Source organism: Streptomyces sp. NPDC030245 (assembly GCF_055572995.1).
In genome coordinates this window covers 694,514-718,529 of the sequence record NZ_JBVICF010000003.1, presented here as the reverse complement: position 1 = coordinate 718,529, position 24,016 = coordinate 694,514, and the positions used below count along the sequence as shown (strand labels likewise).

Genomic DNA, 24,016 nt, shown 5'->3' with positions numbered 1-24,016 from the left:
GGCTGGGCATTAGCCGGTGGCGACCGTTTGTGGTGCAGCGCGTGGGATCATCCATCCATGAGCAGTGATCTGGACGCAAGTGCTCTGGCGATCAATGTCGCGATCCCGCAGGCGCTCCGGTGGACGGATACTCGACGCGGGGAAGCGTTCACGCTGACCACGCTCAACGTGCGGCTCCTACCGGACGGTCATCTCGCCGTGAAGGCCTATGGCAGGCCGGTTGGTGGTGGCCGGGGCGGGTATGTCTCGTTCCCTGTCCCTGATGAACCCGAATTGGCGGCTCTGGTCTCCGAGGCTGCCAGTCGTGCCGGGGCATTGTGGGCCGCCCATCGTGGTCTCGGCTGATCTCTAGGACGCGGACGGGGGCCAGTCGCGCCCGGTGGGACAGCAGGGCCCGGAGCGCGCGTCGCGGTCCGGGCCCTGGCCCATGTGGTGCCGCCCTGCGGCGGCGATGTGTCAGCTCTGTGCGGTGTCGTCGCGCTCGGCCGCGCCCACCTTCTCGCGCATCTTGCGCACCAGCTCCGCCTTCTGGTCGGCGGCACCCTGGCGGTCGAGGTTGCGGTGCGGGCCGTTGTTCTGCCGCTCGGCGCGGGACAGCCTCTTGCGCTTGCCGCCGCCCATGCCCACAGGGTTGTTGATGTTTTTGCTCACGGGTTCTCCCGGAATGGTGAGGGTGTGAAGTGACCTACGGATTTATCGGTGGGGGACGGGCGCGGCGACATCGGAGTGCGTCAGCAGGAGCCCGTCACGCTCTCACTCGTAAATCGGCGTCTGGAAGAACATGACCGAGACGTTACCCGGTTTCGGCGGCCTCGCACACCGAGTTGTCCACCGACCGGACGGCAGCTGGCCTGCCTGCCGGCCCGGGGCGGGGGTCAGCTGCGTGGCGGCGTTCACGGAGCGGGCCGCGGGTTCCCCGTCGCGGGTTGGTCCGGCGCGGCGGATGGCGCAAAGCGTCCGGTCGTCCGGGAACGGAAGGGGTAGGGGCAGCTGCATGAGCGTACGAACCGCACGGACCGCACAGCCCGCACAGAGCACACACGCCGGCGCCACGCCGTACCTCGACGCCGCGGCAGTGGGCCGGCTCGTCCCTATGTCCGCCGCCGTCGACGCGCTGGAGGCCGTCCTCGGCGCGGGGCTCGATCCGGCCGCGGAGCCTGCCCGCGCAGTCGTGGACGTGCCCGGGGGGCAGCTGTTGATGATGCCGTCGGCCACGGCGTCGTACGCCGGCGTGAAGGTCGCCACCGTCACGCCGGGCAACGCGGCCCGCGGCCTCCCCCGCGTCCAGGGCATGTACCTCCTCCTGGACGGGGTGACGCACACGCCACTGGCCCTCCTGGACGGCATCGCGTTGACCTCGCTGCGCACTCCGGCGCTGTCCGGTGTCGCGGTGCGGCACCTGGCGGTCCCGGAGGCCCGTCGGCTGGTCGTCTTCGGGACGGGGCCGCAGGCCTGGGGGCACGTCGAGGCGGTACGGGCGGTGCGGCCCGCGCTGCGTCACGTCGATGTCGTCGCGCGGCATCCCGGCCGGGTGGCGGCCTTCGTCGACCGATGCCGCGCCGCCGGGCTCACGGCGGCCTCGGCGAGCCCGGAGGCCGTGGCCCACGCGGACGTGGTCTGCTGCTGCACCACGGCCCGCGAACCCCTCTTCGACAGCGCCCTGCTGCCCGGCCGTGCGACGGTCGCTGCGGTCGGCTCGCACGAGCCGGACGCCCGCGAGGTCGACGCCCCGCTGGTGGGCCGCGCCACGGTGGTGGCGGAGTCCCGCGAGGTGGCGGCGCGGGAGTGCGGCGATCTGGTGCTCGCCGCCGCCGAAGGGGCCTTCGACATGGCGGAGCTGCACACGCTGGACGCCCTGGTCCGCGGCGAGGTGCGGGCGGCCGACGGACGGCCCCGGCTGTTCAAGTCGGCGGGGATGGCGTGGGAGGACTTGGCGGTGGCGGCCGCCGCGTACGAGAAGTGGACGGCCGCCGAGTGACTGCCGCAGGCCCTAGGCCTCCACCGTCACCGCGTGCCGCAGCACCGCGTCGAACAGGTAGCCCTGCGTGTTGTGCACCGTCGTCTCCGGCTGGGTGCGGCCCGTGGAGTCCGTGGCGCGGGAGAGGAGTTCGGCGGGGCCGGACTTGCGGGGTGTCCACGGGATCGACCAGCGGGTCCAGGAGCCGCGCTGCCCGGGGTCGTGCAGGCGGGCGGCGCGCCAGGACGCGCCGCCGTCCGTGCTGACCTCGACCCGGGTGACCGCGCCGTCGGCCGACCAGGCGCGGCCCGTGAGCCGGTGGCGGGTGTGTGCGGACAGGCGCGCGTTCCAGGGGAGTTCGAAGGCCGACTTCAGGGTCTGGCGGGTCAGGGGGGCGCTGCCCTCGGAGGGGTACGCGTCGCCGTAGAGGCGGTAGAAGTCCGTGTTCCAGGGTGAGTAGAGGGGCACGGTCGAGACCTCGATGTCGCCCAGCCACTTGATCGAGGAGATGCCCACCCAGGACGGGGCGAGGAGGCGGACCGGGAACCCGTGGTCGGGAGGTAAGGGCTCGCCATTCATCTCATACGCCAGGAGGACGTCGTCCAGCGCCTTGGAGATCGGCATGGGACGGCGTACGCGACCGTAGTTCGTGCCGTTCGACGTGACGTACTCGTCGTCGAGGCCGCGCGGCATCACGTCCACCGCCCGCGGGGAGAGGCCCGCCCGGCGCAGGACGTCGGAGAGGCGGGCCCCGCGCCAGCGCGCCGCGCCGATGGCGCCCGTGCACCACGGGGTGCCGAGCACGGACTGGTTCTGCTGGGTCGTGAAGAACCTCCTGGCGTTGCCCGCGCACTCGACGAACGCCGTGCGTGTCACCGGGGGCAGGCTCCGCAGCTCGGCGAGGGTGAACTGCCGTGCCGCGCCCGTCAGTCCGTCGCCCCAGATCCGCAGCTTCCAGGACGCGGCGTCGACGCGCGGTGTCGTCGTGTGGTTGCGGACGAAGAAGTGCGAGACGGGCGTGGTGAGGCCGGTGCCCGCGAGGGCTTCGAAGCGGGTCTCCGCGTTCGTGCCGTGGATGGTGAACAGCTCCGGTGGCAGCGGCTTGACGATGCCCTCCCCCGCCGCCCGTGCCCGCACCGGCCGCGCCGCGCTCCCCGGGCCCGCCGCGCCCGCCGTGGGCGCCGACAGGGCGACCGGCAGCGCGGAGGCGAGGCCCGCGGCCGCGAGGAGCCGCACCATGTCGCGGCGCCCCACCCCTTCGGCGCGGGCCTCCCCGGCTAACCACTGGTTCAGTCTGCGCCGGTCGTACGCCGACTCCGATTCCGTGATTCTCGTCATGGCCCACACCGTAGGAGGCGGGGCCGGGCCTGGCCTGGAGATCGCCTCGATCTTCACAAGCCCGCAGTGTTCAGAGCGTCGGTACGTCCGTTCAGGGAGTCGTCGTCGACACCACGTACACCATCGGGTGCTCCGCGTTCGAACGGTCCACGACGACGTCCTGCGTCGGCTTCGGGTCGTCCTGCTCGTGCGTGAGGCCGGACCAGGGTCCCGGGCCCGTGAACTCCCAGCCGACGACGTTCTGGTCCCGCTTGCTGATGGTGATGTCGTTCGGCTTGAGGGCGCCCTCGACCGTGCCGATCTGCTTGAGGAACCTCTCCAGGCCTTCGTTGCTGGTGAGGAACTGGACGTAGAGGCGGCTGGTGCGCCAGTTGTTCGTCTCGTAGTAGGCGACCTCGTCCGAGTACGGCTGGACCGGCACCTCGTACAGGCGGCGCTGCACCTTGGAGGGCCAGCCCGCGGTGAGGCCGGTCGCCGAGTACTTGTCCTCCTTGTCGCGGCCGCTGTTGCGGCTCTGGTTCGCGGAGATCACCAGGTAGCCGGCGGGCACGCCGATGAGCAGCACGATGATGATCGCCGTCAGCCACCGGCGGCGGATCATGTGGCTGCGGTCCTCGGTCTTGCGGGCCTTGCCCCCGTCCCGGTCCGGCTCGGGTGCGCCGGGGCTGTCCGGGGACGAGGGCTGGCGGGGCACGGTCATCTACTGGGTTCCCTGGGCTGTGCGGTCGTTGGTGCGGCGCGCCTCTGCGTAGCGCTCGTAGCGTTCGTAGCGCTCCACGCGGCGGCGGTTGGCGCGGCGGAAGCGGCGGGCGACCAGGCGGGCCAGGTCGGCGGCGCCGACCATGCCGGCCTCGGGGCCGAGCTGCGCGCGGGCGATGCGGGCCTCGGGGCGGTAGCCGCGGCCGGTCAGATGGCGGCGGAAGGCGTCGCGGGCCGGGCCGATCAGGAGGTCGTCGGCGGCGCTGACACCACCGCCGATCACGAAGCAGGACGGGTCGAGGGCCGCCGCCAGGTTGGCGATGCCGACGCCCAGCCACTGGCCGATGTCCTGGAGCAGCTCGACGCACATCGCGTCGCCCTCGCGGGCCAGCTCGGTGATGAGGGGGCCCGTGATGTCGGGGACGCTGCCCTTGACGCGCTCGATGATGTTGTACGCGACCGGGGAGTCCGCGGCGGCGAGCTCGCGGGCCTCGCGGACCAGCGCGTTGCCGGAGCTGTACTGCTCCCAGCAGCCGCGGTTGCCGCACGGGCAGCGGTGGCCGCCGGGGACGACCTGCATGTGCCCGAACTCGCCGGCCACACCGAACTTGCCGCGCTTGACCTGGCCGTCCTCCAGGATCGCGCCGCCGATGCCGGTGCCGAGGGTGATCATGACGAGGTGGTCCTCGCCGCGGCCGGCGCCGAAGCGCCACTCCGCCCAGGCGGCGGTGTTCGCGTCGTTGTCCACCATGACCGGGACCGCGAGGCGGCCGGAGATGCGGTCGCGCAGCGGTTCGTTGCGCCAGGACAGGTGCGGGGCGAACAGGACGCGGTTGCGGTCCGCGTCCACCCAGCCGGCGGCGCCGATGCCGACGGCGTGCACGTCGTGGCGGTCGGAGAGGTCCAGGACCAGCTCGATGATCGTGTCCTCGACGACACGGGGGCTCTTCGACTTGTCGGGGGTCTCCGTGCGGAGCGTCTCCAGGATGTTGCCGTCGGGGTCGACGACGCCCGCCATCACCTTCGTGCCGCCGATGTCGATGCCGACGGTGTTGACGCGGGGCGCCGTCAGATGTGATCGGCGCTCACGCGTGCCCACGGTCCGCAGGACGGTGGCTCGTGCGGAGCCGCGGTGCGCGAGGTCGCGGTAGGTGCTCATTGCGGCGATTCTGCCTCACGCTCGCGGGGGCGCGCACACGGGACCCCGGGGCGGGGGCGCCGTTCCCGGTGACCCCGGGCCGGGTAGCTCAGGGGCGCGGGGAACTGCGCGCTCAGCCCACGAAAGGCCGCAGACGCGTCTGCCGAGCACTGAGCAGATGCGTCTGCGGCCACGTCGTGGCTGGTCGCGCAGTTCCCCGCGCCCCTGACGGGGCGCCCCCAGCCGTCAGGCTGAACCGCGGCCCTCCAGCTCATGACGGAGGTCGTCGAGTTCGGAGCCGCCCGCCATCTCACGGGTGAGGTCGTCGAGGGAGATCTCCGCGCGGGTGTAGGAGCCGGACATCACGCCCCGCTTGAGGAGGACGAACCGGTCCCCGACCAGGTACGCGTGGTGCGGGTTGTGCGTGATCAGGACCACGCCAAGACCCGCGTCCCGCGCCGCGGCCACGTACTTCAGGACGACGCCGGACTGTTTGACGCCGAGCGCCGCGGTCGGCTCGTCGAGGACGAGCACCTTCGCGCCGAAATAGACGGCGCGTGCGATCGCCACGCACTGGCGCTCACCGCCGGAGAGCGTGCCGATGGGCTGGTCCACGTCGCGCAGGTCGATGCCCATGCGGAGCAGCTCAGCGCGGGTCGTCTCGCGCATCAGGTCGACGTCCATGCGGCGGAACGGTCCCGTGCCCTTCGTCGGCTCGGAGCCGAGGAAGAAGTTGCGCCAGACCGGCATCAGGGGGACCACGGCGAGGTCCTGGTAGACCGTGGCGATGCCGAGGTCCAGGGCCTCGCGGGGCGAGCCGAGGCGCGTCTCCTCGCCCTCGATGCGGAAGGTGCCCGCGTCGTGCTTGTGCAGACCCGCGATGATCTTGATGAGGGTGGACTTGCCCGCGCCGTTGTCGCCGAGCACGCAGGAGATCTCCCCCGCGTGCACCTCCAGGGAGACGCCTTCGAGCGCGCGGATGTTGCCGTAGTACTTGCTGACGTCGTCGAGCTCGACGAGCGGCGTACGCCCGCCCCCGTCCTCGGGGACCGCGTCGGTCTGCGTCATGTCCGTGGTCACTTCGTCGCCTCCGCGCGCTTGCGGACCCAGTGGTTGAGCAGGGTCGCCAGGAGCAGCATCACGCCGAGGAAGAACTTGAACCAGTCGGAGTTCCACTCGGCGAACACGATGCCCTTGCTGACCATGCCGAAGATCAGCGCGCCGACGGCCGCGCCGACGGCGGAGCCGTAGCCGCCGGTGATGAGGCAGCCGCCGATGACGGCCGCGACGATGTAGATCAGTTCGTTGCCGACGCCCTCGCCGGACTGCACGGTGTCGTAGCTGAACAGCAGGTGCTGGCCGGAGATCCAGGCGCCGAAGGCGACGCCCATGTAGAGGCCGATCTTGGTCTTGGCGACCGGGACGCCGACCGCGCGGGCCGCGTCCTCGCCGCCGCCGACCGCGAAGATCCAGTTGCCGACGCGGGTGCGCAGCAGGATCCAGGTGGCGATCAGGATCAGGCCGAGCCACCACAGAATGGTGATCTTGAAGTCGACGCCGCCGATGGTGATCGTCGAGGCGAAGACGTCCTTGGCCGAGGAGAAGCCCTCCATGTCGGCGATCGACTTGGTGGAGACCGTGCCGCTGATCAGCTTGGTGAAGCCGAGGTTCATGCCGGTCAGCATCAGGAACGTGCCGAGCGTGATGATGAAGCTCGGCGGGTCCGTGCGCGTCAGCATCACGCCGTTGAAGACGCCGATGGCGAGGGTGACGAGCAGCGAGACGCCGACACCGACCCAGACGTTGGCCGTCATCTGGTAGCTGAACATCGACGAGACGAGGGCGGACGTCGTCACGAGGACGCCCGCCGACAGGTCGAACTCGCCGCCGATCATCAGCAGCGCCACCGGCACCGCCATGATGCCGAGGGTCGAGGCGGCGTACAGGACCGTGGCGAGGCTGGTGGCCTGGAGGAAACTGTCCGCGACGATCGAGAAGAAGATGAAGACGGCGACGGCGCCGACGACCGAGCCGAGCTCGGGGCGGCCCATCAGCTTCTTCAGCGGTGAGGTCTTGACCAGGCGTTCGTCGGTCCTGGAGGCCGGGGCGGGCGCGGGTGCGGGCGCGGGTGCTTTCGCGGTCATCGGGTCCCTCGCTTCGCGTAGTCCTCCAGCTCGTCCGCCTGGTCCTTGGTGACGATCTGCGGTCCGGTGAGGACGGGCTTGCCGCCGCCGAGGACGTCGGCGTTGTACTTGTACAGCCACAGCAGGTCGACGGCCTGGTAGCCCTGGAGGTAGGGCTGCTGGTCGACGGCGAAGCCGAGGTCGCCGGACTTCAGGCCGGCGGCGACCTTCTCGTTGAGGTCGAAGGTGTCGACCTCGGCCTTGCTGCCCGCGCTGTCGGCGGCCTTCACGGCGGTGTCGGCGAAGGGCGCGCCGAGCGTGACGACCGCGTCGATGGACTTGTCGGTCTGGAGGCGGGCCTCGATGGAGGACTGCACGTCGGGCATGTTGGTGCCGGTCACGTACAGGTTCTGGAGCTTGCCGTCGAAGGTCTTCTTGGCGCCTTCGCAGCGCTGCTCGTGGCCGACGTTGCCCTGCTCGTGCAGGATGCAGAGCGCCTTCTTCTTGCCGCGCTTGTTGAGCTCCTCGCCGACGGCCTCGCCCGCGATCGTCTCGTCCTGGCCGATGTGGGTGAGGGCGCCGAACTCCTTGGACTCCGCGGAACCGGAGTTCACCGTGATCACCGGGATGCCGGCCTTCTTCGCGCGGGCCAGGGCGCCCTTCATCGCGTCGGGCTTGGCCAGCGTGACGATGATCCCGTCGACCTTCTTGTCGATGTAGGAGTCCACGAGCTGGGCCTGTTGCTGGGCCTCGTCGTCGTGGGCGTACAGGAACTTGATGTTGTCCTTGACGGCGGCCTGCTTGGCGCCGCTCTGCACGATGTCCCAGAACGTGTCGCCGTCACCCGAGTGGGTCACCATGCCGAAGGTCCAGCGCGGTGTGTCCACCGCCGCCTTCCCGCCCGCGGCGGCCGCCTTGCGGGCGTCCTCCGCGCGCTTTCCGCCGGTACTGCTGCATCCGGTCAGTCCCGCGGTCACGCCGAGCACCGCCACCAGCACGGCGCCCACCGCGCGTACCCCTGTCTTCACCCTTGTCACGACGCCGTGCCCTTCTTGCTCTACTGCTCTGTGCGGCCGGTCCGGATCCCCGGCCCCAGCCGCCCAAGTATCGACCACGCGGATCACGCGTGTGTTCATCGGGTACCGCGAGCGGTGTACTTCTCCAGCTTCGGCACATCCTTCCTCGTGACGACGGCGGGTCCGGTGAGGACGGGCTTGCCGCCGCCCAGGACGTTGGCGTTCGTCTTGTAGAGCCAGAGCAGGTCGACGGCCTGGTAGCCCTGGAGGTAGGGCTGCTGGTCGACGGCGAAGCCGACCTCCTTGGCCTTGAGCTGCTTGACGACCTCGGCGTTCAGGTCGAAGGTGTCGATCTCCGCCTCGCTGCCCGCCTCGTCCTTCGCCTTCACCGAGTACGCGGCGATCGGCGCGCCCAGCGTGACGACGGCGTCGATGTCCTTCGTGGCCTGGAGTTTTGCGCTGATGGAGGACTGGGCGCCGGGCGCGTTGGTGCCCTCGACGTTGAGGTTCTCGACCGTGCCGTCGAAGGTTTTCCTCACCCCGGCGCAGCGCTGTTCGAGGGAGACGTTGCCCTGTTCGTGGATGACGCAGAGAGCTTTATTCTTTCCGCGCGTGTTGAGCTCCTCGCCGACGGCCTCGCCCGCCACCGACTCGTCCTGGCCGATGTGGCTGAGCGCCCCGAACCGCTCGGAGAACTCGCCGCCCGAGTTGATCGTGACGACGGGGATGCCCGCGTCCGCCGCCTTGCCGAGGACGGACCGCATCGCCTCGGGCTTGGCCAGGGTCACCACGATCCCGTCGACCTTCTTGTCGACGAAGGACTGGACGAGCTCGGCCTGGCCCTTGGCCTCCTTGTCGTTGGCGTAGAGGAACTCGACGTTGTCCTTGGCGGCCGCCTGTTTGGCACCGCTGCGGACGATGTCCCAGAAGGTGTCGCCCTCACCCGAGTGCGTGATCATCGCGATCTTCAGGCGGGGTGTGTTCACGCCCTTGCCGCCCCCGCCGCCGTCCCCGGAGGTGTCCTCGTCGTCCTTGCCGCCGGAGCTGCTACAGCCGGCCGCGAGCGCGATCACCGCCAGACAGGCCGTGACGCCCTTCGCCGTGCGGGATGTGCGCATGACCGTGCGGGATGTGCGCATGGTGGACCACCCCTCTTCTCCCGGCCGCCTCGGTGCGGCTGGGGGAGTTCTAGCGGGGCGCGCGCCGGAGCGTCAATGGCTTTGTCAGAACATTCTGACGCCCGGGGCCGAGGGGCCGTCTACGGCCGTACGAGGAGCTGGAACTCGAAGGAGTAGCGCGAGGCACGGTAGACGTGGGAGCCGAACTCGACCGCGCGGCCCGTGTCGTCGAAGGTGGTGCGGCGCATCGTGAGGAGCGGGGCGCCGGCCGGCTCGGCGAGCAGGGCGGCCTCCTCGGCGGTGGCGGCGCGGGCGCCGACGGACTGGCGGGCGCTGTGCAGGGTGTGGCCCGCGGCGCGCATGAGGCGGTAGAGGCCGGTGGCCTCCAGGCGGGTGCTTTCGAGGTCGAGGAGCCCGGTGGGCAGGTGGTTGCGCAGGTGGGCCATGGGTTCGCCGTGCGCGAGCCGGAGCCGTTCGACGACGTGCGTCTCGTCGCCCTCGGCGATCCCGAGGGCCGCGGCGACCTCGGCGCAGGCGGGCTCCAGGGCGTTGCGCAGGACGCGGGTCTCGGGGCGCTGGCCCGCCGCCTCCAGGTCGTCGTAGAGGCTGCTGAGCTCCAGGGGGCGCTTGACCTGGCTGTGCACGACCTGGGTGCCGACGCCCCGGCGCCGGACGAGCAGGCCCTTGTCGACGAGGGACTGGATGGCCTGGCGGACGGTGGGCCGGGACAGGCCGAGGCGGCCCGCGAGCTCGATCTCGTTGCCGAGGAGGCTGCCCGGGGTCAGGGCGCCGCGCTCGATCGCCGCCTCCAGCTGCTGGGCCAGCTGGAAGTAGAGCGGGACGGGGCTGCTGCGGTCGACGCCGAGCCGGAGGTCGACCGTGGGGTCCTGGACCGGCTTGTCCTGGGCTGTTCTGGCGACTGGTTTGGACACGGGGCGAGCGTAGTCCCAGGAGATGATGACGGGAAGTTCTTAAGTTCTGTTGTCCGGACAAACCATTGACAGGAGGGTCCGGCGTCGCGAGGGTGGGGCCATGCGCATCGGACTGATCGGAACGGGCCGCATCGGCACCTTTCACTCGGCCGTCCTGGCCCGCCACCCCGAGGTGACCTCCCTGGTGATCGCCGACGTGGACGCCGCGCGGGCGGCCGGTCTCGCGGCGCGGACCGGGGCGACGGCGGTGCCCTCGGTCGACGAGGTCTTCGCCGCGGGAGTGGACGCCGTGGTGGTCACGGCGGCGACGGCGGCGCACGCCGAGCTCATCGGCGCGGCGGCGCGCGCCGGCCTCCCGGTCTTCTGCGAGAAGCCCATCGCCCTCGACCTGCCGGGCACGCTGGCCGCCCTCGCCGAGGTCGAGGCCGCGGGCACGGAGCTCCAGCTCGGCTTCCAGCGGCGCTTCGACGCGGGGTACGCGGCGGCCCGCGAGGCGGTGCGCGCGGGCCGGCTCGGGCGGCTGCACACCGTGCGGGCGATCACCTCGGACCCGTGCCCGCCCCCGGCCGCGTATCTGCCGCTCTCCGGGGGCCTCTACCGCGACTGCCTGGTCCACGACTTCGACATCCTGCGCTGGGTGACGGGGCGCGAGGTCACGGAGGTGTACGCGACCGGCTCCGACACGGGCCCCGCGATGTTCCGCGAGGCGGACGACGTCGAGACGGCGGCCGCGGTGCTCACCCTCGACGACGGCACGCTCGCCACGGCCACCGCGACCCGGTGCAACGGCGCGGGCTACGACGTACGCATGGAACTGGCCGGGGAGCTCGACCAGTTGGCGGTCGGCATGGACGAGCGCACCCCTCTCACCTCGGCGGAGCCGGCGGGGCCGCCCGCCCCGGCCAAGCCCTGGCCCGGTTTCCTGGAGCGCTTCGCGCCCGCGTACGAGGCGGAGTTGGCCGCCTTCGTGGAGGTCGTGCGGGGCGAGCGCGCGAACCCCTGCGACGGCCGCGAGGCGCTGCACGCCCTGCGGATCGCCGAGGCGTGCGAACTGTCGCGGCGGGAGCGGCGGCCGGTGCGGCTCGCGGAGATCACGGAGAGCACGGCGATCACGGAGTCGTACGGGGGGTGAGCTCGCGCGTGCCGGTCAGGCCGTGGAGAGCACCGTGCCCTGGGCGATCGCGCACAGCGTCTCGCCGCCATCGCCTCCTTCGCCGCCCTTGCCACCCTCCTCGTCGACGGTGAACAGCTCGCAGCGGACCACCGCCTGGCGGCGGCCCGAGTGGGCCACGACGGCGCGGGCGACGAGCTTGGTGCCGGTCGCGGGACGGACGTACTGGATGGAGAAGCCCGAGGTCAGCACGGCGGGGCCCAGGGTGGTGCCCGCGGCGAACGTGATGCTGTTGTCCGCCGCGTAGGCGAGCACACCGCCGTGCACGAAGCCGTTCTGCTGGTGCAGTTCCTCGCGGATGCCGATCTCCAGGGTGGCCGCGCCCCCGCCGAACCGCGTCACACGGGCCCGGACGAGGCGGCTGAACGGCTGGGCGTCCAGCACCTTCTGGGCCATGCCGAGGTCGGCGGGGTCGGACACCACCTGATCGGGCACCGTCTGGTCAGGCACCGGCTGGGCCGGTGACGAGTGATCGGGCACCGGCCCGCCCGGCGACGCGTGTTCGGTCATGCCCGAACTACTACCACCGGACGGGAAGCCGCCGCATCCCCCTGATCAAAGTCCCCGGCAGCCACTCCCCCGGTGGCCCGTCCGGGGCGAGGTCCGGGCAGCGCTCCAGGAGCGAGCCGAGCGCGATCCTCGCCTCGATCCGCGCGAGCGGGGCACCCAGGCAGTGGTGCAGGCCGTAACCGAACGCGACGTGGCCCTGCGGGGCCCGGCGGATGTCGAAGCGGTCGGGCTCGGGGAAGCGGGCCGGATCCCGGTCGGCCGCGGCGAGGCCGACCCGCACGATGGAGCCCGCGGGGATGACGAGGCCGCCCAGCTCCGTGTCCTCGGTGGCGAAGCGGTACGTGGCGCCCTCCAAGGGACCCTCGAAGCGGAGGGCTTCCTCGATGGCGTTGTCGAGGAGGGACATGTCGGCGCGGAGCGCGGCCAGTTGGTCGGGGTGGGTGAAGAGGGCATGCACCGCGTTGCCTATCAGATTGACCGTCGTCTCGTGGCCGGCTATCAGCAGCACGAAGGCCATGGCGCGCAGCTCGTCGGGCGAGAGGCGGTCGCCGTCCTCCTCGCCCGTGGTGCGGATCAGGGCGCTCAGCAGGTCCTCGCCGGGCGCCGCCCGCTTGGTCGCGACCAAGTCGTCGAGGAACCCCGCCAGTTCCACGAAGGCGGCGGCCTCCTCCTCCTGGGTGGGCGAGGCCACGATGCCGTTCGACATGCGGCGGAACGCCGTGCGGTCGATGTCGGGGACGCCCAGGAGCTCGCAGATGACGGTGATGGGGAGCTGGAAGGCGAGCGCTTCGAGCAGATCGCCGCGGCGGGTCCTCGCCGTCTCGCCCCGCAGGAGCATCTCGTCGAGGAGGTCGTCGGTGATCGTCTGGATGCGGGGGCGCAGCGCCTCGACCCGGCGCATGGTGAACTCGCGGGTGATGAGCTTGCGCAGCCGGGTGTGGTGGGGCGGGTCGGCGATCAGCAGATGCGTGCCGATCAGCCCCTCCTCGCGGAACGCGAAGCCCGCGCTGACGGAGGACTTGGCGAAACGGGGGTCGGTGAGCGCCGTCCTGCACTCGTCGTACCCGACGATCAGATAGGCGTCGCCGATGTCCTCCGGGGGTGGCAGGCGGACCCGGTGGACGGGTCCGAGGGCGCGCAGCTCCGCGTAGACCGGGTGCGGGTCGTCTCTGAACCGCTCGCCGTACGTCGCCAGGTCGATCGTGTCCGCCATGCGGGTCTCCTCCAGTTGTCCATGAGATCAACGCACCGGCCGCGGCGCGGAGTTCCCCTCAGCCGTTCTGTTCAGCCGTCCTGGTCGAGAAGGCCCGCGTCGTGCACCAGCAGGGCGATCTGCACCCGGTTGTTGAGGTCCAGCTTCGTCAGGATGCGAGAGACGTGCGCCTTGACCGTGGCGACGCTCAGGTACAGCTGGGCGGCGATGTCCGCGTTGGAGCCGCCGCGTCCGACCGCGACGGCCACCTCCCGCTCGCGCTCCCCCAGCGCGGCCAACCGCTCCGACGCGCGCCGTCTGCGGTCCAGTTGCGGGTCGGCGCCGGTCACCCGGGTGATCAGCTGCTGCGTCACCGTCGGGGAGAGCACCGGTTCCCCGGCGGCCACCGCGCGCACCGCGGCGACGATCTCGGCGGGCGCGGTGTCCTTGAGGACGAAGCCCGCCGCGCCGGCGCGCAGGGCGCGCAGCACCTGCTCGTCGGCGTGGAACGTGGTGAGGACGATGACCTCGGGGGCGCCGGGGCGCCTGCGCAGGGCCTCCGTGGCGGCGAGGCCGTCCATCCTGGGCATGCGGATGTCCATCAGGACGACGTCGGGGCGGACTTCGCCGACCAGCGGGGCGACCTCGGTGCCGTCGCCCGCCTCGCCCACGATCTCGATGTCGTCCGCGCCGCCGAGCATGAAGGAGAGCCCGGCGCGCACCAGCGGATCGTCGTCGACGAGCAGCAGCCTGATGGGTTTCATGACGCCCACGGTAGCCAGGCCTCCAGGTGGAATCCGCCGTCGGGTCCCGGCGCGTGCCGGAGGCTGCCGCCCGCGAGGGAGGCCCGTTCGGCGAGGCCGATGAGGCCCTGTCCGGAACCGGGCACATGGGGTACGTCACCGGGTGGTGCGGGGTTGCGCACGGACAGGGTCAGGCCTTCGCCGGGCGCGCCGGTGACGGTCACCGTCACCTCGGCGCCGGGGGCGTGTTTGCGGGCGTTGGTCAGGCCTTCCTGGGCGATGCGGTAGGCGGTGCGGCCGAGGGCGGCGGGCACGGCCGCGGGGTCGGTGACGTGGTTGTCGAGGACGACCTTCATGCCCGCTTCGCGGACTTCGGCGACGAGGGTGTCCAGGGCGGCGAGCGTGGGCTGCGGGCGGCCGGAGGCGTCGGTGTCGCCGCCGCGCAGCACGCCGATGACCTGGCGCAGGTCCTGGAGCGCCTCGTGCGCACTCTCCCTGATGACGCCCGCGGCCCGCGCGATCTCCTCGCGGGGCGCGTCCGGGCGGAACTCCAGGGCGCCCGCGTGGACGCTGAGCAGGGTGAGGCGGTGGGCGAGGACGTCGTGCATCTCGCGGGCGATGTCCTCGCGGGCGAGCCGCTGGGCCTGTTCGGCGCGGAGCGCGGCCTCGTTCTCGGCGCGCAGGGCACGGTCGCGCAGGCTGAGCAGGAGGGCGCGGCGAGAGCGCATGAACATGCCCCAGCCGATGACCGATACGGTCACCAGGACGCCGAAGGCGATGGAGACCCCGTACGGCATGTCCTTGTCGGGGCGTAGCCAGTAGGTGAGCGGGAGCACCGCGATCGAGGCTCCGCCGACCCATGCGACGTACCGGAAGGGCCGGTGCACGGCGAGGGTGAAGAGGGCCGCCGCCGCGGCGCCGCCCGCCGTGTCGGAGGCCACCGCGACCGGCACCATCGCGACGGCGAGGCCGAGCGGCCAGCGCCTGCGCAGCCAGACCGCGGCGCAGGCCAGCGCGCCGATCACCTGGTCGAGCTCCGCGGCTCCCTGGGAGACGTGCGGGTTGTCGATGACGGCGTCGGCGCCCACCATCCCGATGCAGACGGCGGCGAGGAAGCAGCTGAAGTCGGCGAGCCAGTCGCGCGCGGTCCGCCGCGTCCGGCGCCCCGCGCGGTCGGGGTCGAACTCCTGGGCGAGGGCGGAGGGCAGCGCCCACGGAGCCCTGACCAACGGTCCGGACGCGTGGCCGGCGGCGGGCTCCGGCTCGGGCCGCCGCGTGGGATCAGTGCCGCTCATGGTCGACAAATCTACGCACCTCGGGCGGGCGCGGACGCGCCTCGCGCATGATCGTCCACCAAAGTCGCGCGGGTCGTCGACTTTCGGACCGCTCACGGGGAAGATCCCCGCCCCGCGGCGGATGTCCGCGGGCAAGGCACGGGACGAGGATCTTCCGTATGCGTATGAAGGATGTGAAGCGGCTGCTGGAGTTCCTCGGCGTGGTCCTGCTGTTCCAGGGCGCGGCAGGACTGATCCACCGGCTCACCGGCGCACTGGCCGGGTGGGGCCTGGTGCAGCGCGCCGGCTTCCTCGACGGCTACGAGACGTACGCGAGCGTGGCACTGATCGTGCTGGCCTGCGCGGTGTTCGCCGCCGTGCGGAGCTTACGGAGCCTGTCGGCGCGCTGAGAGGTCGTGTCAGCAGCCGTGGTCGACCAGGTCGAAGGAGGCGTAGTGGTCGGCGGTGTAGTAGTCCTCCTGGCTCTTCTGGCCGGTGACGATGCGGCGGGCGCCGCGGTCGTCGGAGCCCGGCGTGATGACCGTGTACTCGTGGTAGTAGCCGGAGCTCTGCTGCGGCAGCTCACCTTCGCGGTTCTGGAAGACGGTGCCGTCCTGCGGGAACGGGTAGGGGCCGCCCGCCGCGATCAGGTCGAGGGTGTCGTGCGCCTGGGAGGGCAGCGCGGAGTAGCAGATGGAGCCAACCGCGGCGACGGAGGGGGCGGCCGAAGCGGCGGGGGCGGCTGGTGCGGCGCTCGCGGTGGCCGCCGTGGCCGTGGGGCCGCCGAGGAGGAGAGCTGCGGCGAGGGCGGTGGCGCCGAGGAATCGGCTTCGTGGGGTTCGTGGGGGGATTCGCATGGGTCCAGTGTGACGCGCGTAGAGGTTGGCGTGTCAACGACAAGTCTGTGAAGTTTTCCGGGAGTTAACCACCCGCCGCCGCCCGGCCACCCCGCCGAAACGCCTGGCCACCCCGCCGCCACGGGGCACCCGGCCCTAGTAACTGCCGTACTCCGGGCGCCCCTCTCGCTCATACGTACTGATGACGACGCCCTTGGACGTCGTGCGCGACCGCGTGTGCCGGAACGCCGTGGGAAGCGCGCCCTCCCCGAAGAGGCGTTTGCCGGTGCCGAGGGCGACCGGGAACGTCAGGAGGTGCAGGGTGTCGATCAGGTCGTGCGCCAGCAGGGAACGGGCGAGGCCGCCGCTGCCGTGCATCTGAAGCTCGCGGCCCGGCTGCTCCTTGAGCGCGCTGACGTCCTTGACCAGGTCGTCGCGGCCGATGATCCGCGTGCCCTGCCAGTCCGCGCCGGTCAGAGTGGTGCTCGCGACGTACTTGGGCAGTGAGTTGAGCCGCGAGGCCACCGGGTCGTCGGGGTCCGTCATCCTTGGCCAGTAGCCGGCGAAGATCTCGTACGTGCCCCTGCCGAGCAGGAAGGCGTCGGCGCGGTCGAAGACCTCGTTGACGAAGGCGCCGAAGTCCTCGTCGCCGTAGGGCACGGACCAGCCGCCGTGCTCGAACCCGCCGCTGCGGTCCTCGTCCGGGCCGCCCGGGGCCTGCATGACGCCGTCGAGGGTGACGAACTGGGTGAGCGTGAGCTTCATGGCGAGCACCTTCTTTGCTTCTTCCGCGTCTTCGCTGCGTTCGCTGCGTTCGCTGCGGCGTCCCCGCGGCGGGGGACGCCTCTCACCACTCAGACCCCGCGGCCGCCGAAAAGTCATCGCCCGTCGGCGGACGCGGAGATACGTGTCCGATGCCCGCCAGCCCTCACCTGCTCGCGCGACTTTTATTGAACCCGCAAGCACTTGCTGAAGCAGTGAAACAACACGGAAGAGGTAGGGACATGTCTTCTCTCACCGGCAGGACGGCCCTGGTCACCGGCGGCAGCCGCGGCATGGGGGCGGCGATCGCGCTGCGCCTGGCCGAGGCGGGCGCCGATGTGGCGATCACTTATGTGCGGGGCGAGGACGCCGCCCGGGAGGTCGTCGCGAAGATCGAGTCGATGGGGCGTCGCGGTTTCGCGCTCCGGGCGGACGCGGCGGACGCCGGGGACGCGGCGGGCGCGGTGGACCGCGCGGCCGACGACCTGGGCGGCCTGGACATCCTGGTGAACAACGCGGGGATCGGCGTGCTGGGCCCCATCGGCGACCTGACCCTCGCGGACATCGACCGGGTCATGGCCGTCAACGTACGAGGCGTCTTCCTGGCCTCACAGGCGGCGGCCGCCCGGCTCCGCGACGGCGGCCGGATCATCACCATCGGCAGCTGCATGGCGCAGCGGGTCCCCGGCCCCGGCGGCACCCTCTACGCGACCAGCAAGGCCGCGCTGATCGGCCTCAACAAGGCGCTGGCACGGGAGTTGGGCGGCCGGAGGATCACGGCGAACCTGGTCCAGCCGGGCCCGATCGACACCGACATGAACCCGGCGGACGGCCCCTTCGCCGACGGCCAGAGCGCCGTGACCGCCCTCGGCCGCTTCGGCTCCCCCGACGAGGTGGCGTCCCTGGTCGGCTACCTCGCCGGCGACGACGCGGCGTACATCACGGGTACGGAGCTGTCGGTGGACGGCGGTCACGCGGCCTGAGACCCACACGCCGGGGGCGGGACATGGGTGCGGGGCGCACCGGGGCTGTCCACCCGGTGCGCCCCACGTTTTGTGGGGGCGGTCAGCCGCCCAGTTCCTGGTGGCGGGCCGTCAGCCTGGATGTGCCGGTTTCGGTGAGGGAGCCGAACAGGCGCAGGCGGGAGATGCCGCCGTCCGGGAAGATGTCGACGCGGACGTGCGTGCCGACGACCGGTGCGGGGAGGACGAAGCGGTGGTTGGTGTCGGGCTGGAGGCGGGTGCGGGGCAGCGCCTCGGTCCACTCCCCCGTCTCGCCGTCACGTACCGAGAGGGACGCCCAGCCCGCCGAGTTGCCCTTGAGGTAGGCGGTGTCGATCTCCACGGCGCGGATCTCGGACTGCTGGACGAGGCGGTAGCGGATCCAGTCGTTGCCGGTGTCGCGGCGGCGGCGGGTCTCCCAGCCGTCGTCCATCTTGCGGGAGCGGCCCGGCTGGATGGTGTTGGTGGCCGGGGAGTAGAAGCGGTCGGAGGCGTCCTCGACCTGGCCGCCGTTCTCCAGGGCGACGACGTCGAACGTGCCGAGTGCGGCGAGCCACTTGGGGTCGGCGACGACCTCGCCGTACACGCGCAGGCGGGCGATGCCGCCGTCCGGGTGCTGGTTGACGCGCAGGTGCGTGAAGCGCTGCTCGACGTCGACGGCGAAGCCGTTGGCGGCGTGCCCGCCGATGGGCGTGCGGGGGACGAGCGTCGTCCACTTCACGCCCTCGCCGCAGAGCTCCTCCGGCGTCGGCGAACCCTCGACGCTGGTGCCCTCGACGGAGACCGCCTGCGGGTAGTTGCCGCGGAAGTGCGCGGTGTCGATGACGATGCCGCGTACGACACCGGGCGCGCCGAGGCGCACGAGCGCCCAGTCGTGGTCGTCCTCGGTGGGCCACGGGTGCTCGGCGGACACGCCGCGCCTGCGGCGGGTCTCCCAGCCGTCCATGACCTTGCCCTTGTGGCCGAAGTGCTCGGGGTCGAACACGGCCGGGTGGGCGAGGAGCAGGTTCTCGCGCATCGCGAAGAACTCGTCGTTGGCGGCGATCACACCGGCGCCGAGCTGCCGGTCGGCGAGGTTGGCGTACTGGGTGAAGGGGAAGTCGGCCGTGCGGTAGTCGGCGTAGGGCTCGCCGCCGCCGTAGGGGCTCGCGTCGCCGGTGAAAGTAGGTATCGCCGTCACTGTTTCAGTTGTTCCTTTCCAGAAGTCGGCCTGCGGGTTCGCTGAACTCGCCGCCGTGCAGGATGCGTTCGCCGCGCAGCCAGGTGGACTTCACGACGCCGCTGAGGGTCTTGCCCGCGTACGCCGTGACCCGGTTCCGGTGTTGCAGCTCCGCGGGGTCCACGGTGAAGGTCTCGTCGGGCGCGAGGACCGCGAAGTCGGCGTCGCGGCCGGCCTCGATGGCGCCCTTCTGGTCGAGGCCGACCAGCTGTGCGGTGCGCTGCGACATCCAGCGCACCACGTCGTCGAGGGTGTGACCGCGCCTGCGGGCCTCGGTCCAGACCGCCGGCAGGCTCAGCTGGAGTCCGGAGATGCCGCCCCACGCGGTGGCGAAGTCGTCGGTCTTCAGGTCGGCGGTGGACGGGGAGTGGTCCGTGACGACGCAGTCGATGGTGCCGTCGGCCAGCGCCTCCCACAGCAGGTCCTGGTTGCCGGCCTCGCGGATGGGCGGGCAGCACTTGAACTCGCTGGCGCCGTCCGGGACTTCCTCGGCGGTCAGGGTGAGGTAGTGGGGGCAGGTCTCGACGGTCAGCTCGACGCCCTCGCGCCGGGCGGCGGCGATGAGCGGCAGCGCGTCGGAGGAGGACAGGTGCAGGACGTGCACGCGGGCGCCGATCCGCTTGGCGACGGCGATGAGGCCCTCGATCGCGGTGTCCTCGGAGATACGGGGCCGGGTCTGGAGGTAGTCCGCGTACTTGGGGCCGCTCTTGTGCGGGGCGGCGTCCAGCTCGTGCGGGTCCTCGGCGTGCACGATGAGCAGTCCGCCGAACCCGGCGATCTCGGCCATCGAGGCGGCCAGCTGGTCCTGGTTCAGCTCGGGGAACTCGTCGACGCCCGAGGGCGAGAGGAAGCACTTGAAGCCGTAGACACCGGCGTCGTGCAGCGGCTTGAGGTCCTGGACGTTGTCGGGGAGGGCGCCGCCCCAGAACCCGACGTCGATGTGGGCCTTGCTGCGGGCGACGTCCTGCTTGGTGCGCAGGTGGTCCACCGTCGTCGTCGGCGGCAGCGAGTTGAGGGGCATGTCGATCAGGGTGGTGATGCCGCCGGCGGCCGCGGCGCGGGTGGCGGTCCAGAAGCCCTCCCACTCCGTGCGGCCCGGGTCGTTCACGTGGACGTGCGTGTCGACCAGGCCGGGCAGCAGGGCGTCGTCGCCGAAGTCCTCCAGGCGCGCGCCGTCCGGCACCTCGGCGTCGTACGCGGCGACGGCCACGATCTTCCCGCCGGAGACGGCGACCGAGGCGGCCCGCGTCCCTTCCGGGGTGACGACCCGGGTCGAGCGGAGCACCAGCTCCACGCTCCGGCCCGCCGTCGCGTCCACGTCCACGTCCCTTTCGGACACCCGCGTCCCCTCTCTTCTGTTCCGCTGCACAGACCTTTTGCTTCCGCTTAACGGAATTCAACGTTCTGTTGAAGGAGTTTTCACGCTTGCGGCGGCGGCGTCAAGGGTCGACTTCCGGGGGCCCGGGTCAACCCTCTCCGCACTGGACGTTTCCACAGAGTGGAATTATGATTCCGTCTGCCAGAACGTAGCTACGCACAACGAGACCCCCGAAGGCTCCCGGGACAACCCTGCGGAGACACGGACAAACGCCCCCTGACCGGCGGCGACGGCATGCCGAGCGACGGCCCTCGGGAAGAACCGACCGGTAGGCTGCTTCCTTGCCCGCCAGCACCGAAAGGAACGCGCCGTGCCGACGTCAAGCGCCAGCGACGCCCCTGCTGAAATCGCCGCCTCCAAGCCCCCCGCCGCGAGCGGCGGCGTCCAGTCCCTCGAGCGCGCCTTCGATCTGCTCGAGCGGATGGCGGACGCGGGGGGCGAGGTCGGTCTCAGCGAGCTCTCCGCCAGCAGCGGCCTGCCGCTGCCCACGATCCACCGCCTCATGCGCACGCTGGTCGCCTGCGGGTACGTACGCCAGCAGGCCAACCGGCGCTACTCGCTCGGCCCGCGCCTGATCCGCCTCGGCGAGTCGGCCTCGCGGCTGCTCGGCACCTGGGCGCGGCCCTACCTCGCCCGCCTCGTCGAGGAGACGGGCGAGACGGCGAACATGGCGCTGCTCGACGGCGACGAGATCGTGTACGTCGCACAGGTGCCGTCCAAGCACTCCATGCGGATGTTCACCGAGGTCGGCCGGCGGGTCCTGCCGCACTCCACCGGCGTCGGCAAGGCGCTGCTCGCGCACGCGTCGCCGGAGGAGGTCCGGGCGCTGCTCGCCCGCACCGGGATGCCGGCCGCCACGGAGAAGACGATCACCACGCCCGAGGGCTTCCTCGACGCGCTGGAGATCGTGCGCCGCACGGGGTACGCGGTGGACGACAACGAACAGGAGATCGGCGTACGGTGCCTGGCCGTGCCGGTGCCCAACTCGCCGACGGCGGCGGCGATCTCCATCTCCGGGCCCGCGGGGCGGGTGACCGAGGCGGCCACGGAGCGGATCGTGCCCGTTTTGCAGGAGGTGGCTGTGGAGTTGTCGGAGGCGTTGGTGTCCGCCGGGGCCGGGTCTGGCTCCTGAGCCTTGGGCGGGGCACTGAACCGCCGCTTCGCGGCGGAGATCTCCCACCCACCCACCCGTGCGCCCCGCGACGTCATTGCCTGATAGGGGCCTGGAGCGCTGTGCGGCGCAAGCCGCCACCCGCCCGCCCGTGCGCCCCGCGACGTCATTGCCTGATAGGGGCCTGGAGCGCTGCCGCCTCCGGGGTCAGAGTGCGGAGTGTGCGGCGCAAGCCCCTCGGGAGCGTGGGAGCCGGGACCGTGAGGATCGGGCACGGGGCGTGGGCGTGGACGTGACGGTGGGTTCGGGGTGTGATGCGTCTGTGCGGGCGTGCGCCCAGGACCAGGAGGTCGTCGAGGCGCGTGGCCACGTCGCACAGCGCGCGGCCGGGGCGCGCCCTGATCACCCGGCGTTCGACCACGACGCCGGGCGGCGCGCCACCGAAGACGTCGTCGAAGGCCCGGTCGAGGCGGGCCCGCGCCTTTGTCCACCAGTACCGCGCCCGCTCCCGGTCCGGGTGGCGCAGCGCGAGCGCCTCCCCCTCCGGGGGCTCCCACGCGAGGACCGCGACCAGCACCCGTCCCGTACGCCGCGCCTCCGCCACGCCGGCCCGCAGCGCCGCGAGGCTCGCCAGGGAGCCGCTGACCCCCACCACGACGCGCCCCGCCCCGGCAGCCGCCGATCCGTCCCCCGCCGGTCCGTCCACTGACATCGGTCTCCCCTTCCCAGGCCAAAACAGCGCCAAAACAGCCGCGCAGGCCAGCCGCCGCGCTCGAAACCGGAGTCTGTACGCTGATTGGCCCGGAGAGCAGGGCCAATCAGTGGGAGTTGGCATGGCAGACGCACGCGTGGTCCACACGGTGGACAGGAGGCTGGGCAGCCGGCAGCTGGCCGGTCTGCTGACGGGCACCGTGGGCGAACGCCCCGGCTACCGCGCGCTCGCCCACGGCGTGCGCACCCTCCTGCTCGACGGCCGCATCCCGCTGCACGCCCGGCTGCCCGCCGAACGCGAGCTCGCCTCGGCGCTGGGCGTCAGCCGGGCCACCGTCACGGCGGCCTACGACGTGCTGCGCGAGGGCGGCTACGCGCGCAGCCGCCGCGGCGCGGGCACCTGGACCGAGCTGCCCCAGGGGCAGCGGCCGGCCAACGTGGCGGCGTTCCCCGCGGGCGACGACGTCCTCGACCTCGCGATAGCGGCGCCCGGCGCCCCGGAGGCGGAGCTCCGCGCGGCGCTCACCGCGGCGGGCCTGATGCTGGCCGAGCACGCGCCGACGCCGGGCTACCACCCGTACGGCATACCGGAGTTGCGGGCCGCCGTCGCCGAGCGCTTCACGCGGCGCGGCCTGCCCACGCTGCCCGACCAGATCCTGATCACCACCGGCGCGCAGCACGCGCTGTCGCTGACCCTGTCCCTGCTGGGCAGGCAGGGCGACCGGGTCCTGGTGGAGAACCCGTCGTATCCGAACGCCCTGGACGCGATCCGCGGCGCGGGTCTGCGGGCGGTTCCGGTGCCGGTCACGGAGGACGGCTGGGACTGCGGCCTCGTCGAGTCGTCGCTGCGGCAGGCGGCGCCCCGCCTCGCGTACCTCGTACCGGACTTCCAGAATCCGACGGGCTGCCTGATGCCGCGCGAGCAGCGGCTGCGCGTCCTGGAGACGGCCCGCGCCACCGGCACCTGGCTGCTGATCGACGAGACCATCGCCGACATCGCCCTCGACGGGCCGCCACCCGCACCCTTCGCCTCGCTCGCGGGGCGCGGCATGGGCGAGCAGATCGTGACCTTCGGGTCGTTGAGCAAGTCCCACTGGGGCGGGCTGCGGATCGGCTGGGTGCGGGCCGGGTCGGGGCTGATCACCGAGCTGGCGACGGAGCGCGTGCCGAGCGACATGGCGACGCCCGTCATCGAGCAGCTGGTGGCGCTCCACCTGCTGCGCGGCATGGACGACGTGCTGCGCGAGCGGCTGCCGCGGCTGCGGGCGCAGCGCGACGCGCTCGCCGCGTCGCTCGTCCGGCACCTGCCGGAGTGGCGGTGGCGGGTGCCGCCGGGCGGGCTGTCGCTCTGGGTGGACCTGGGGCGGCCGGTCGCGTCCGCCCTGGCCCGCGCGGCGCTCGCGCAGGGCGTGCGGATCGAGGGCGGCTCCCGTTTCGGGGCGGACCCGGGGACGCACGAGCACCGCCTCCGCATCCCCTTCACGCTCCCCGCGCCCCGGGCCGAGGAGGCCGTACTCCGCCTGGCCAAGGCCCTGGCCGGTGATCTGCACCCCACCGCGGCCGACACCGCCCGGCGGCACTGGGTCGCATGACCGCACGCGCAGCAGCACTGGTTCGCGTGACCACACGCCCGGCGGCACTGGGGGCGGGCGCTGGAGGCCATGCCCGGCGGCACTGCGTCGCATGACCGCATGCCCGGCGGCGGCACTGGGTCGCATGACCGCATGCCCGGCGGCGGCACTGGGTCGCATGACCGCATGACCGCATGCCCGGCGGCGGCACTGGGG

The 24,016-nt window shown here is 72.1% G+C and carries 25 protein-coding genes; 7 read left to right on the top strand and 18 right to left on the bottom strand.

Features of this window, described 5'->3' with window-relative positions; translation table 11 throughout:
• Positions 1 to 57: 57 nt before the first annotated feature.
• A complete protein-coding gene (locus ACZ4Z4_RS11660) occupies positions 58 to 345 on the top strand; it encodes a hypothetical protein (protein ID WP_468325560.1) in 288 nt (95 codons plus the stop codon).
• 111 nt (positions 346 to 456) lie between these two features.
• On the opposite strand, the gene ACZ4Z4_RS11655 is transcribed toward ACZ4Z4_RS11660, so the two are convergent.
• Positions 457 to 651, bottom strand: coding sequence for a DUF6243 family protein (locus tag ACZ4Z4_RS11655; RefSeq protein ID WP_468325558.1), 195 nt, complete (start codon positions 649 to 651; stop codon positions 457 to 459).
• Between the two features lie 343 nt (positions 652 to 994).
• On the opposite strand from ACZ4Z4_RS11655, the gene ACZ4Z4_RS11650 reads away from it, so the two are divergent.
• Complete coding sequence (locus ACZ4Z4_RS11650) at positions 995 to 1,978, top strand: ornithine cyclodeaminase family protein (RefSeq protein WP_468325555.1); 984 nt, start codon at positions 995 to 997, stop codon at positions 1,976 to 1,978.
• Between the two features lie 12 nt (positions 1,979 to 1,990).
• Here ACZ4Z4_RS11650 and ACZ4Z4_RS11645 read toward each other — a convergent pair whose 3' ends face one another.
• The 8 genes from ACZ4Z4_RS11645 to ACZ4Z4_RS11610 all read right to left on the bottom strand — a co-directional run bounded on the left by ACZ4Z4_RS11645 (position 1,991) and on the right by ACZ4Z4_RS11610 (position 10,321).
• Positions 1,991 to 3,295 (bottom strand): sulfite oxidase, encoded by a 1,305-nt coding sequence (locus ACZ4Z4_RS11645; protein WP_468325552.1) that lies wholly within the window; start codon positions 3,293 to 3,295, stop codon positions 1,991 to 1,993.
• A gap of 91 nt (positions 3,296 to 3,386) precedes the next feature.
• Positions 3,387 to 3,995: a sugar kinase gene (locus tag ACZ4Z4_RS11640; RefSeq protein ID WP_468325549.1), complete on the bottom strand. Its 609-nt coding sequence runs from the start codon at positions 3,993 to 3,995 to the stop codon at positions 3,387 to 3,389.
• Positions 3,996 to 5,153, bottom strand: a complete 1,158-nt coding sequence (locus ACZ4Z4_RS11635) for an ROK family glucokinase (protein WP_468325547.1) — start codon at positions 5,151 to 5,153, stop codon at positions 3,996 to 3,998.
• 225 nt (positions 5,154 to 5,378) lie between these two features.
• Positions 5,379 to 6,200 (bottom strand): ATP-binding cassette domain-containing protein, encoded by an 822-nt coding sequence (locus tag ACZ4Z4_RS11630; RefSeq protein ID WP_468325544.1) that lies wholly within the window; start codon positions 6,198 to 6,200, stop codon positions 5,379 to 5,381.
• An 8-nt stretch (positions 6,201 to 6,208) separates the two neighbouring features.
• The gene (locus ACZ4Z4_RS11625; protein WP_468325541.1) at positions 6,209 to 7,276 is read right to left on the bottom strand and encodes an ABC transporter permease; all 1,068 of its coding nucleotides are present in this window, start codon (positions 7,274 to 7,276) and stop codon (positions 6,209 to 6,211) included.
• Entirely contained in the window at positions 7,273 to 8,262 is a 990-nt protein-coding gene (locus ACZ4Z4_RS11620) for a sugar ABC transporter substrate-binding protein (protein WP_468325818.1), read from the bottom strand. Before ACZ4Z4_RS11620 ends, ACZ4Z4_RS11625 begins: the two co-directional genes overlap by 4 nt.
• A 125-nt stretch (positions 8,263 to 8,387) precedes the next feature.
• On the bottom strand, positions 8,388 to 9,389 hold the full coding sequence (locus ACZ4Z4_RS11615) for a sugar ABC transporter substrate-binding protein (protein ID WP_468325815.1): 1,002 nt from the start codon (positions 9,387 to 9,389) through the stop codon (positions 8,388 to 8,390).
• 140 nt (positions 9,390 to 9,529) lie between these two features.
• The gene (locus ACZ4Z4_RS11610; RefSeq protein ID WP_468325539.1) at positions 9,530 to 10,321 is read right to left on the bottom strand and encodes a GntR family transcriptional regulator; all 792 of its coding nucleotides are present in this window, start codon (positions 10,319 to 10,321) and stop codon (positions 9,530 to 9,532) included.
• 100 nt (positions 10,322 to 10,421) lie between these two features.
• Between ACZ4Z4_RS11610 and ACZ4Z4_RS11605 the strand changes: the two genes are divergently transcribed.
• Complete coding sequence (locus ACZ4Z4_RS11605) at positions 10,422 to 11,453, top strand: Gfo/Idh/MocA family protein (RefSeq protein WP_468325536.1); 1,032 nt, start codon at positions 10,422 to 10,424, stop codon at positions 11,451 to 11,453.
• A gap of 15 nt (positions 11,454 to 11,468) precedes the next feature.
• Here the strand turns inward: ACZ4Z4_RS11605 and ACZ4Z4_RS11600 are convergent, their stop codons facing one another.
• The 4 genes from ACZ4Z4_RS11600 to ACZ4Z4_RS11585 form a co-directional block, all read right to left on the bottom strand.
• Positions 11,469 to 11,888 carry a PaaI family thioesterase gene (locus ACZ4Z4_RS11600; protein WP_468325812.1) on the bottom strand — a complete coding sequence of 140 codons (420 nt, stop codon included), beginning with the start codon at positions 11,886 to 11,888 and terminating at the stop codon, positions 11,469 to 11,471.
• A gap of 124 nt (positions 11,889 to 12,012) precedes the next feature.
• On the bottom strand, positions 12,013 to 13,215 hold the full coding sequence (locus ACZ4Z4_RS11595) for a cytochrome P450 family protein (RefSeq protein WP_468325533.1): 1,203 nt from the start codon (positions 13,213 to 13,215) through the stop codon (positions 12,013 to 12,015).
• 71 nt (positions 13,216 to 13,286) lie between these two features.
• Entirely contained in the window at positions 13,287 to 13,958 is a 672-nt protein-coding gene (locus tag ACZ4Z4_RS11590) for a response regulator (RefSeq protein ID WP_468325531.1), read from the bottom strand.
• The gene (locus ACZ4Z4_RS11585) at positions 13,955 to 15,232 is read right to left on the bottom strand and encodes a sensor histidine kinase (protein ID WP_468325528.1); all 1,278 of its coding nucleotides are present in this window, start codon (positions 15,230 to 15,232) and stop codon (positions 13,955 to 13,957) included. The genes ACZ4Z4_RS11590 and ACZ4Z4_RS11585 overlap by 4 nt, the downstream gene beginning before the upstream one ends.
• Positions 15,233 to 15,396: 164 nt before the next feature.
• Between ACZ4Z4_RS11585 and ACZ4Z4_RS11580 the strand changes: the two genes are divergently transcribed.
• Positions 15,397 to 15,621, top strand: coding sequence for a hypothetical protein (locus ACZ4Z4_RS11580; RefSeq protein WP_468325525.1), 225 nt, complete (start codon positions 15,397 to 15,399; stop codon positions 15,619 to 15,621).
• A 9-nt stretch (positions 15,622 to 15,630) separates the two neighbouring features.
• Here ACZ4Z4_RS11580 and ACZ4Z4_RS11575 read toward each other — a convergent pair whose 3' ends face one another.
• Complete coding sequence (locus ACZ4Z4_RS11575; RefSeq protein ID WP_468325523.1) at positions 15,631 to 16,068, bottom strand: guanyl-specific ribonuclease; 438 nt, start codon at positions 16,066 to 16,068, stop codon at positions 15,631 to 15,633.
• Between the two features lie 135 nt (positions 16,069 to 16,203).
• Entirely contained in the window at positions 16,204 to 16,812 is a 609-nt protein-coding gene (locus ACZ4Z4_RS11570; RefSeq protein WP_468325520.1) for a dihydrofolate reductase family protein, read from the bottom strand.
• A 239-nt stretch (positions 16,813 to 17,051) separates the two neighbouring features.
• Here ACZ4Z4_RS11570 and ACZ4Z4_RS11565 point away from each other — a divergent pair, with 239 nt between their 5' ends.
• On the top strand, positions 17,052 to 17,792 hold the full coding sequence (locus tag ACZ4Z4_RS11565; protein WP_468325517.1) for a 3-oxoacyl-ACP reductase family protein: 741 nt from the start codon (positions 17,052 to 17,054) through the stop codon (positions 17,790 to 17,792).
• 82 nt (positions 17,793 to 17,874) lie between these two features.
• Here ACZ4Z4_RS11565 and alc read toward each other — a convergent pair whose 3' ends face one another.
• Entirely contained in the window at positions 17,875 to 18,990 is a 1,116-nt protein-coding gene (gene alc / locus ACZ4Z4_RS11560) for an allantoicase (RefSeq protein ID WP_468325514.1), read from the bottom strand.
• Positions 18,991 to 18,994: 4 nt separating this feature from the next.
• Positions 18,995 to 20,368, bottom strand: a complete 1,374-nt coding sequence (gene allB / locus ACZ4Z4_RS11555) for an allantoinase AllB (RefSeq protein ID WP_468325512.1) — start codon at positions 20,366 to 20,368, stop codon at positions 18,995 to 18,997.
• 349 nt (positions 20,369 to 20,717) lie between these two features.
• On the opposite strand from allB, the gene ACZ4Z4_RS11550 reads away from it, so the two are divergent.
• On the top strand, positions 20,718 to 21,539 hold the full coding sequence (locus ACZ4Z4_RS11550; protein ID WP_468325509.1) for an IclR family transcriptional regulator: 822 nt from the start codon (positions 20,718 to 20,720) through the stop codon (positions 21,537 to 21,539).
• Between the two features lie 145 nt (positions 21,540 to 21,684).
• On the opposite strand, the gene ACZ4Z4_RS11545 is transcribed toward ACZ4Z4_RS11550, so the two are convergent.
• The gene (locus ACZ4Z4_RS11545; protein ID WP_468325507.1) at positions 21,685 to 22,230 is read right to left on the bottom strand and encodes a universal stress protein; all 546 of its coding nucleotides are present in this window, start codon (positions 22,228 to 22,230) and stop codon (positions 21,685 to 21,687) included.
• A 121-nt stretch (positions 22,231 to 22,351) separates the two neighbouring features.
• On the opposite strand from ACZ4Z4_RS11545, the gene yczR reads away from it, so the two are divergent.
• Positions 22,352 to 23,821: a MocR-like transcription factor YczR gene (gene yczR / locus ACZ4Z4_RS11540; RefSeq protein WP_468325505.1), complete on the top strand. Its 1,470-nt coding sequence runs from the start codon at positions 22,352 to 22,354 to the stop codon at positions 23,819 to 23,821.
• Positions 23,822 to 24,016: the final 195 nt, after the last annotated feature.

Bases quoted from the DNA above. Each gene is read 5' to 3' on its own strand.
- ACZ4Z4_RS11600 (WP_468325812.1), bottom strand. From the start codon at position 11,888: ATGGCCCAGAAGGTGCTGGACGCCCAGCCGTTCAGCCGCCTCGTCCGG.
- ACZ4Z4_RS11605 (WP_468325536.1), top strand. From the start codon at position 10,422: ATGCGCATCGGACTGATCGGAACGGGCCGCATCGGCACCTTTCACTCG.
- ACZ4Z4_RS11590 (WP_468325531.1), bottom strand. From the start codon at position 13,958: ATGAAACCCATCAGGCTGCTGCTCGTCGACGACGATCCGCTGGTGCGC.
- ACZ4Z4_RS11585 (WP_468325528.1), bottom strand. From the start codon at position 15,232: ATGAGCGGCACTGATCCCACGCGGCGGCCCGAGCCGGAGCCCGCCGCC.
- yczR (WP_468325505.1), top strand. From the start codon at position 22,352: ATGGCAGACGCACGCGTGGTCCACACGGTGGACAGGAGGCTGGGCAGC.
- ACZ4Z4_RS11615 (WP_468325815.1), bottom strand. From the start codon at position 9,389: ATGCGCACATCCCGCACGGCGAAGGGCGTCACGGCCTGTCTGGCGGTG.
- ACZ4Z4_RS11545 (WP_468325507.1), bottom strand. From the start codon at position 22,230: ATGTCAGTGGACGGACCGGCGGGGGACGGATCGGCGGCTGCCGGGGCG.
- ACZ4Z4_RS11580 (WP_468325525.1), top strand. From the start codon at position 15,397: ATGAAGGATGTGAAGCGGCTGCTGGAGTTCCTCGGCGTGGTCCTGCTG.
- ACZ4Z4_RS11625 (WP_468325541.1), bottom strand. From the start codon at position 7,276: ATGACCGCGAAAGCACCCGCGCCCGCACCCGCGCCCGCCCCGGCCTCC.
- ACZ4Z4_RS11565 (WP_468325517.1), top strand. From the start codon at position 17,052: ATGTCTTCTCTCACCGGCAGGACGGCCCTGGTCACCGGCGGCAGCCGC.
- ACZ4Z4_RS11640 (WP_468325549.1), bottom strand. From the start codon at position 3,995: ATGACCGTGCCCCGCCAGCCCTCGTCCCCGGACAGCCCCGGCGCACCC.
- ACZ4Z4_RS11630 (WP_468325544.1), bottom strand. From the start codon at position 6,200: ATGACGCAGACCGACGCGGTCCCCGAGGACGGGGGCGGGCGTACGCCG.
- ACZ4Z4_RS11595 (WP_468325533.1), bottom strand. From the start codon at position 13,215: ATGGCGGACACGATCGACCTGGCGACGTACGGCGAGCGGTTCAGAGAC.
- ACZ4Z4_RS11570 (WP_468325520.1), bottom strand. From the start codon at position 16,812: ATGAAGCTCACGCTCACCCAGTTCGTCACCCTCGACGGCGTCATGCAG.
- ACZ4Z4_RS11660 (WP_468325560.1), top strand. From the start codon at position 58: ATGAGCAGTGATCTGGACGCAAGTGCTCTGGCGATCAATGTCGCGATC.
- ACZ4Z4_RS11635 (WP_468325547.1), bottom strand. From the start codon at position 5,153: ATGAGCACCTACCGCGACCTCGCGCACCGCGGCTCCGCACGAGCCACC.
- ACZ4Z4_RS11575 (WP_468325523.1), bottom strand. From the start codon at position 16,068: ATGCGAATCCCCCCACGAACCCCACGAAGCCGATTCCTCGGCGCCACC.
- ACZ4Z4_RS11650 (WP_468325555.1), top strand. From the start codon at position 995: ATGAGCGTACGAACCGCACGGACCGCACAGCCCGCACAGAGCACACAC.
- ACZ4Z4_RS11645 (WP_468325552.1), bottom strand. From the start codon at position 3,295: ATGACGAGAATCACGGAATCGGAGTCGGCGTACGACCGGCGCAGACTG.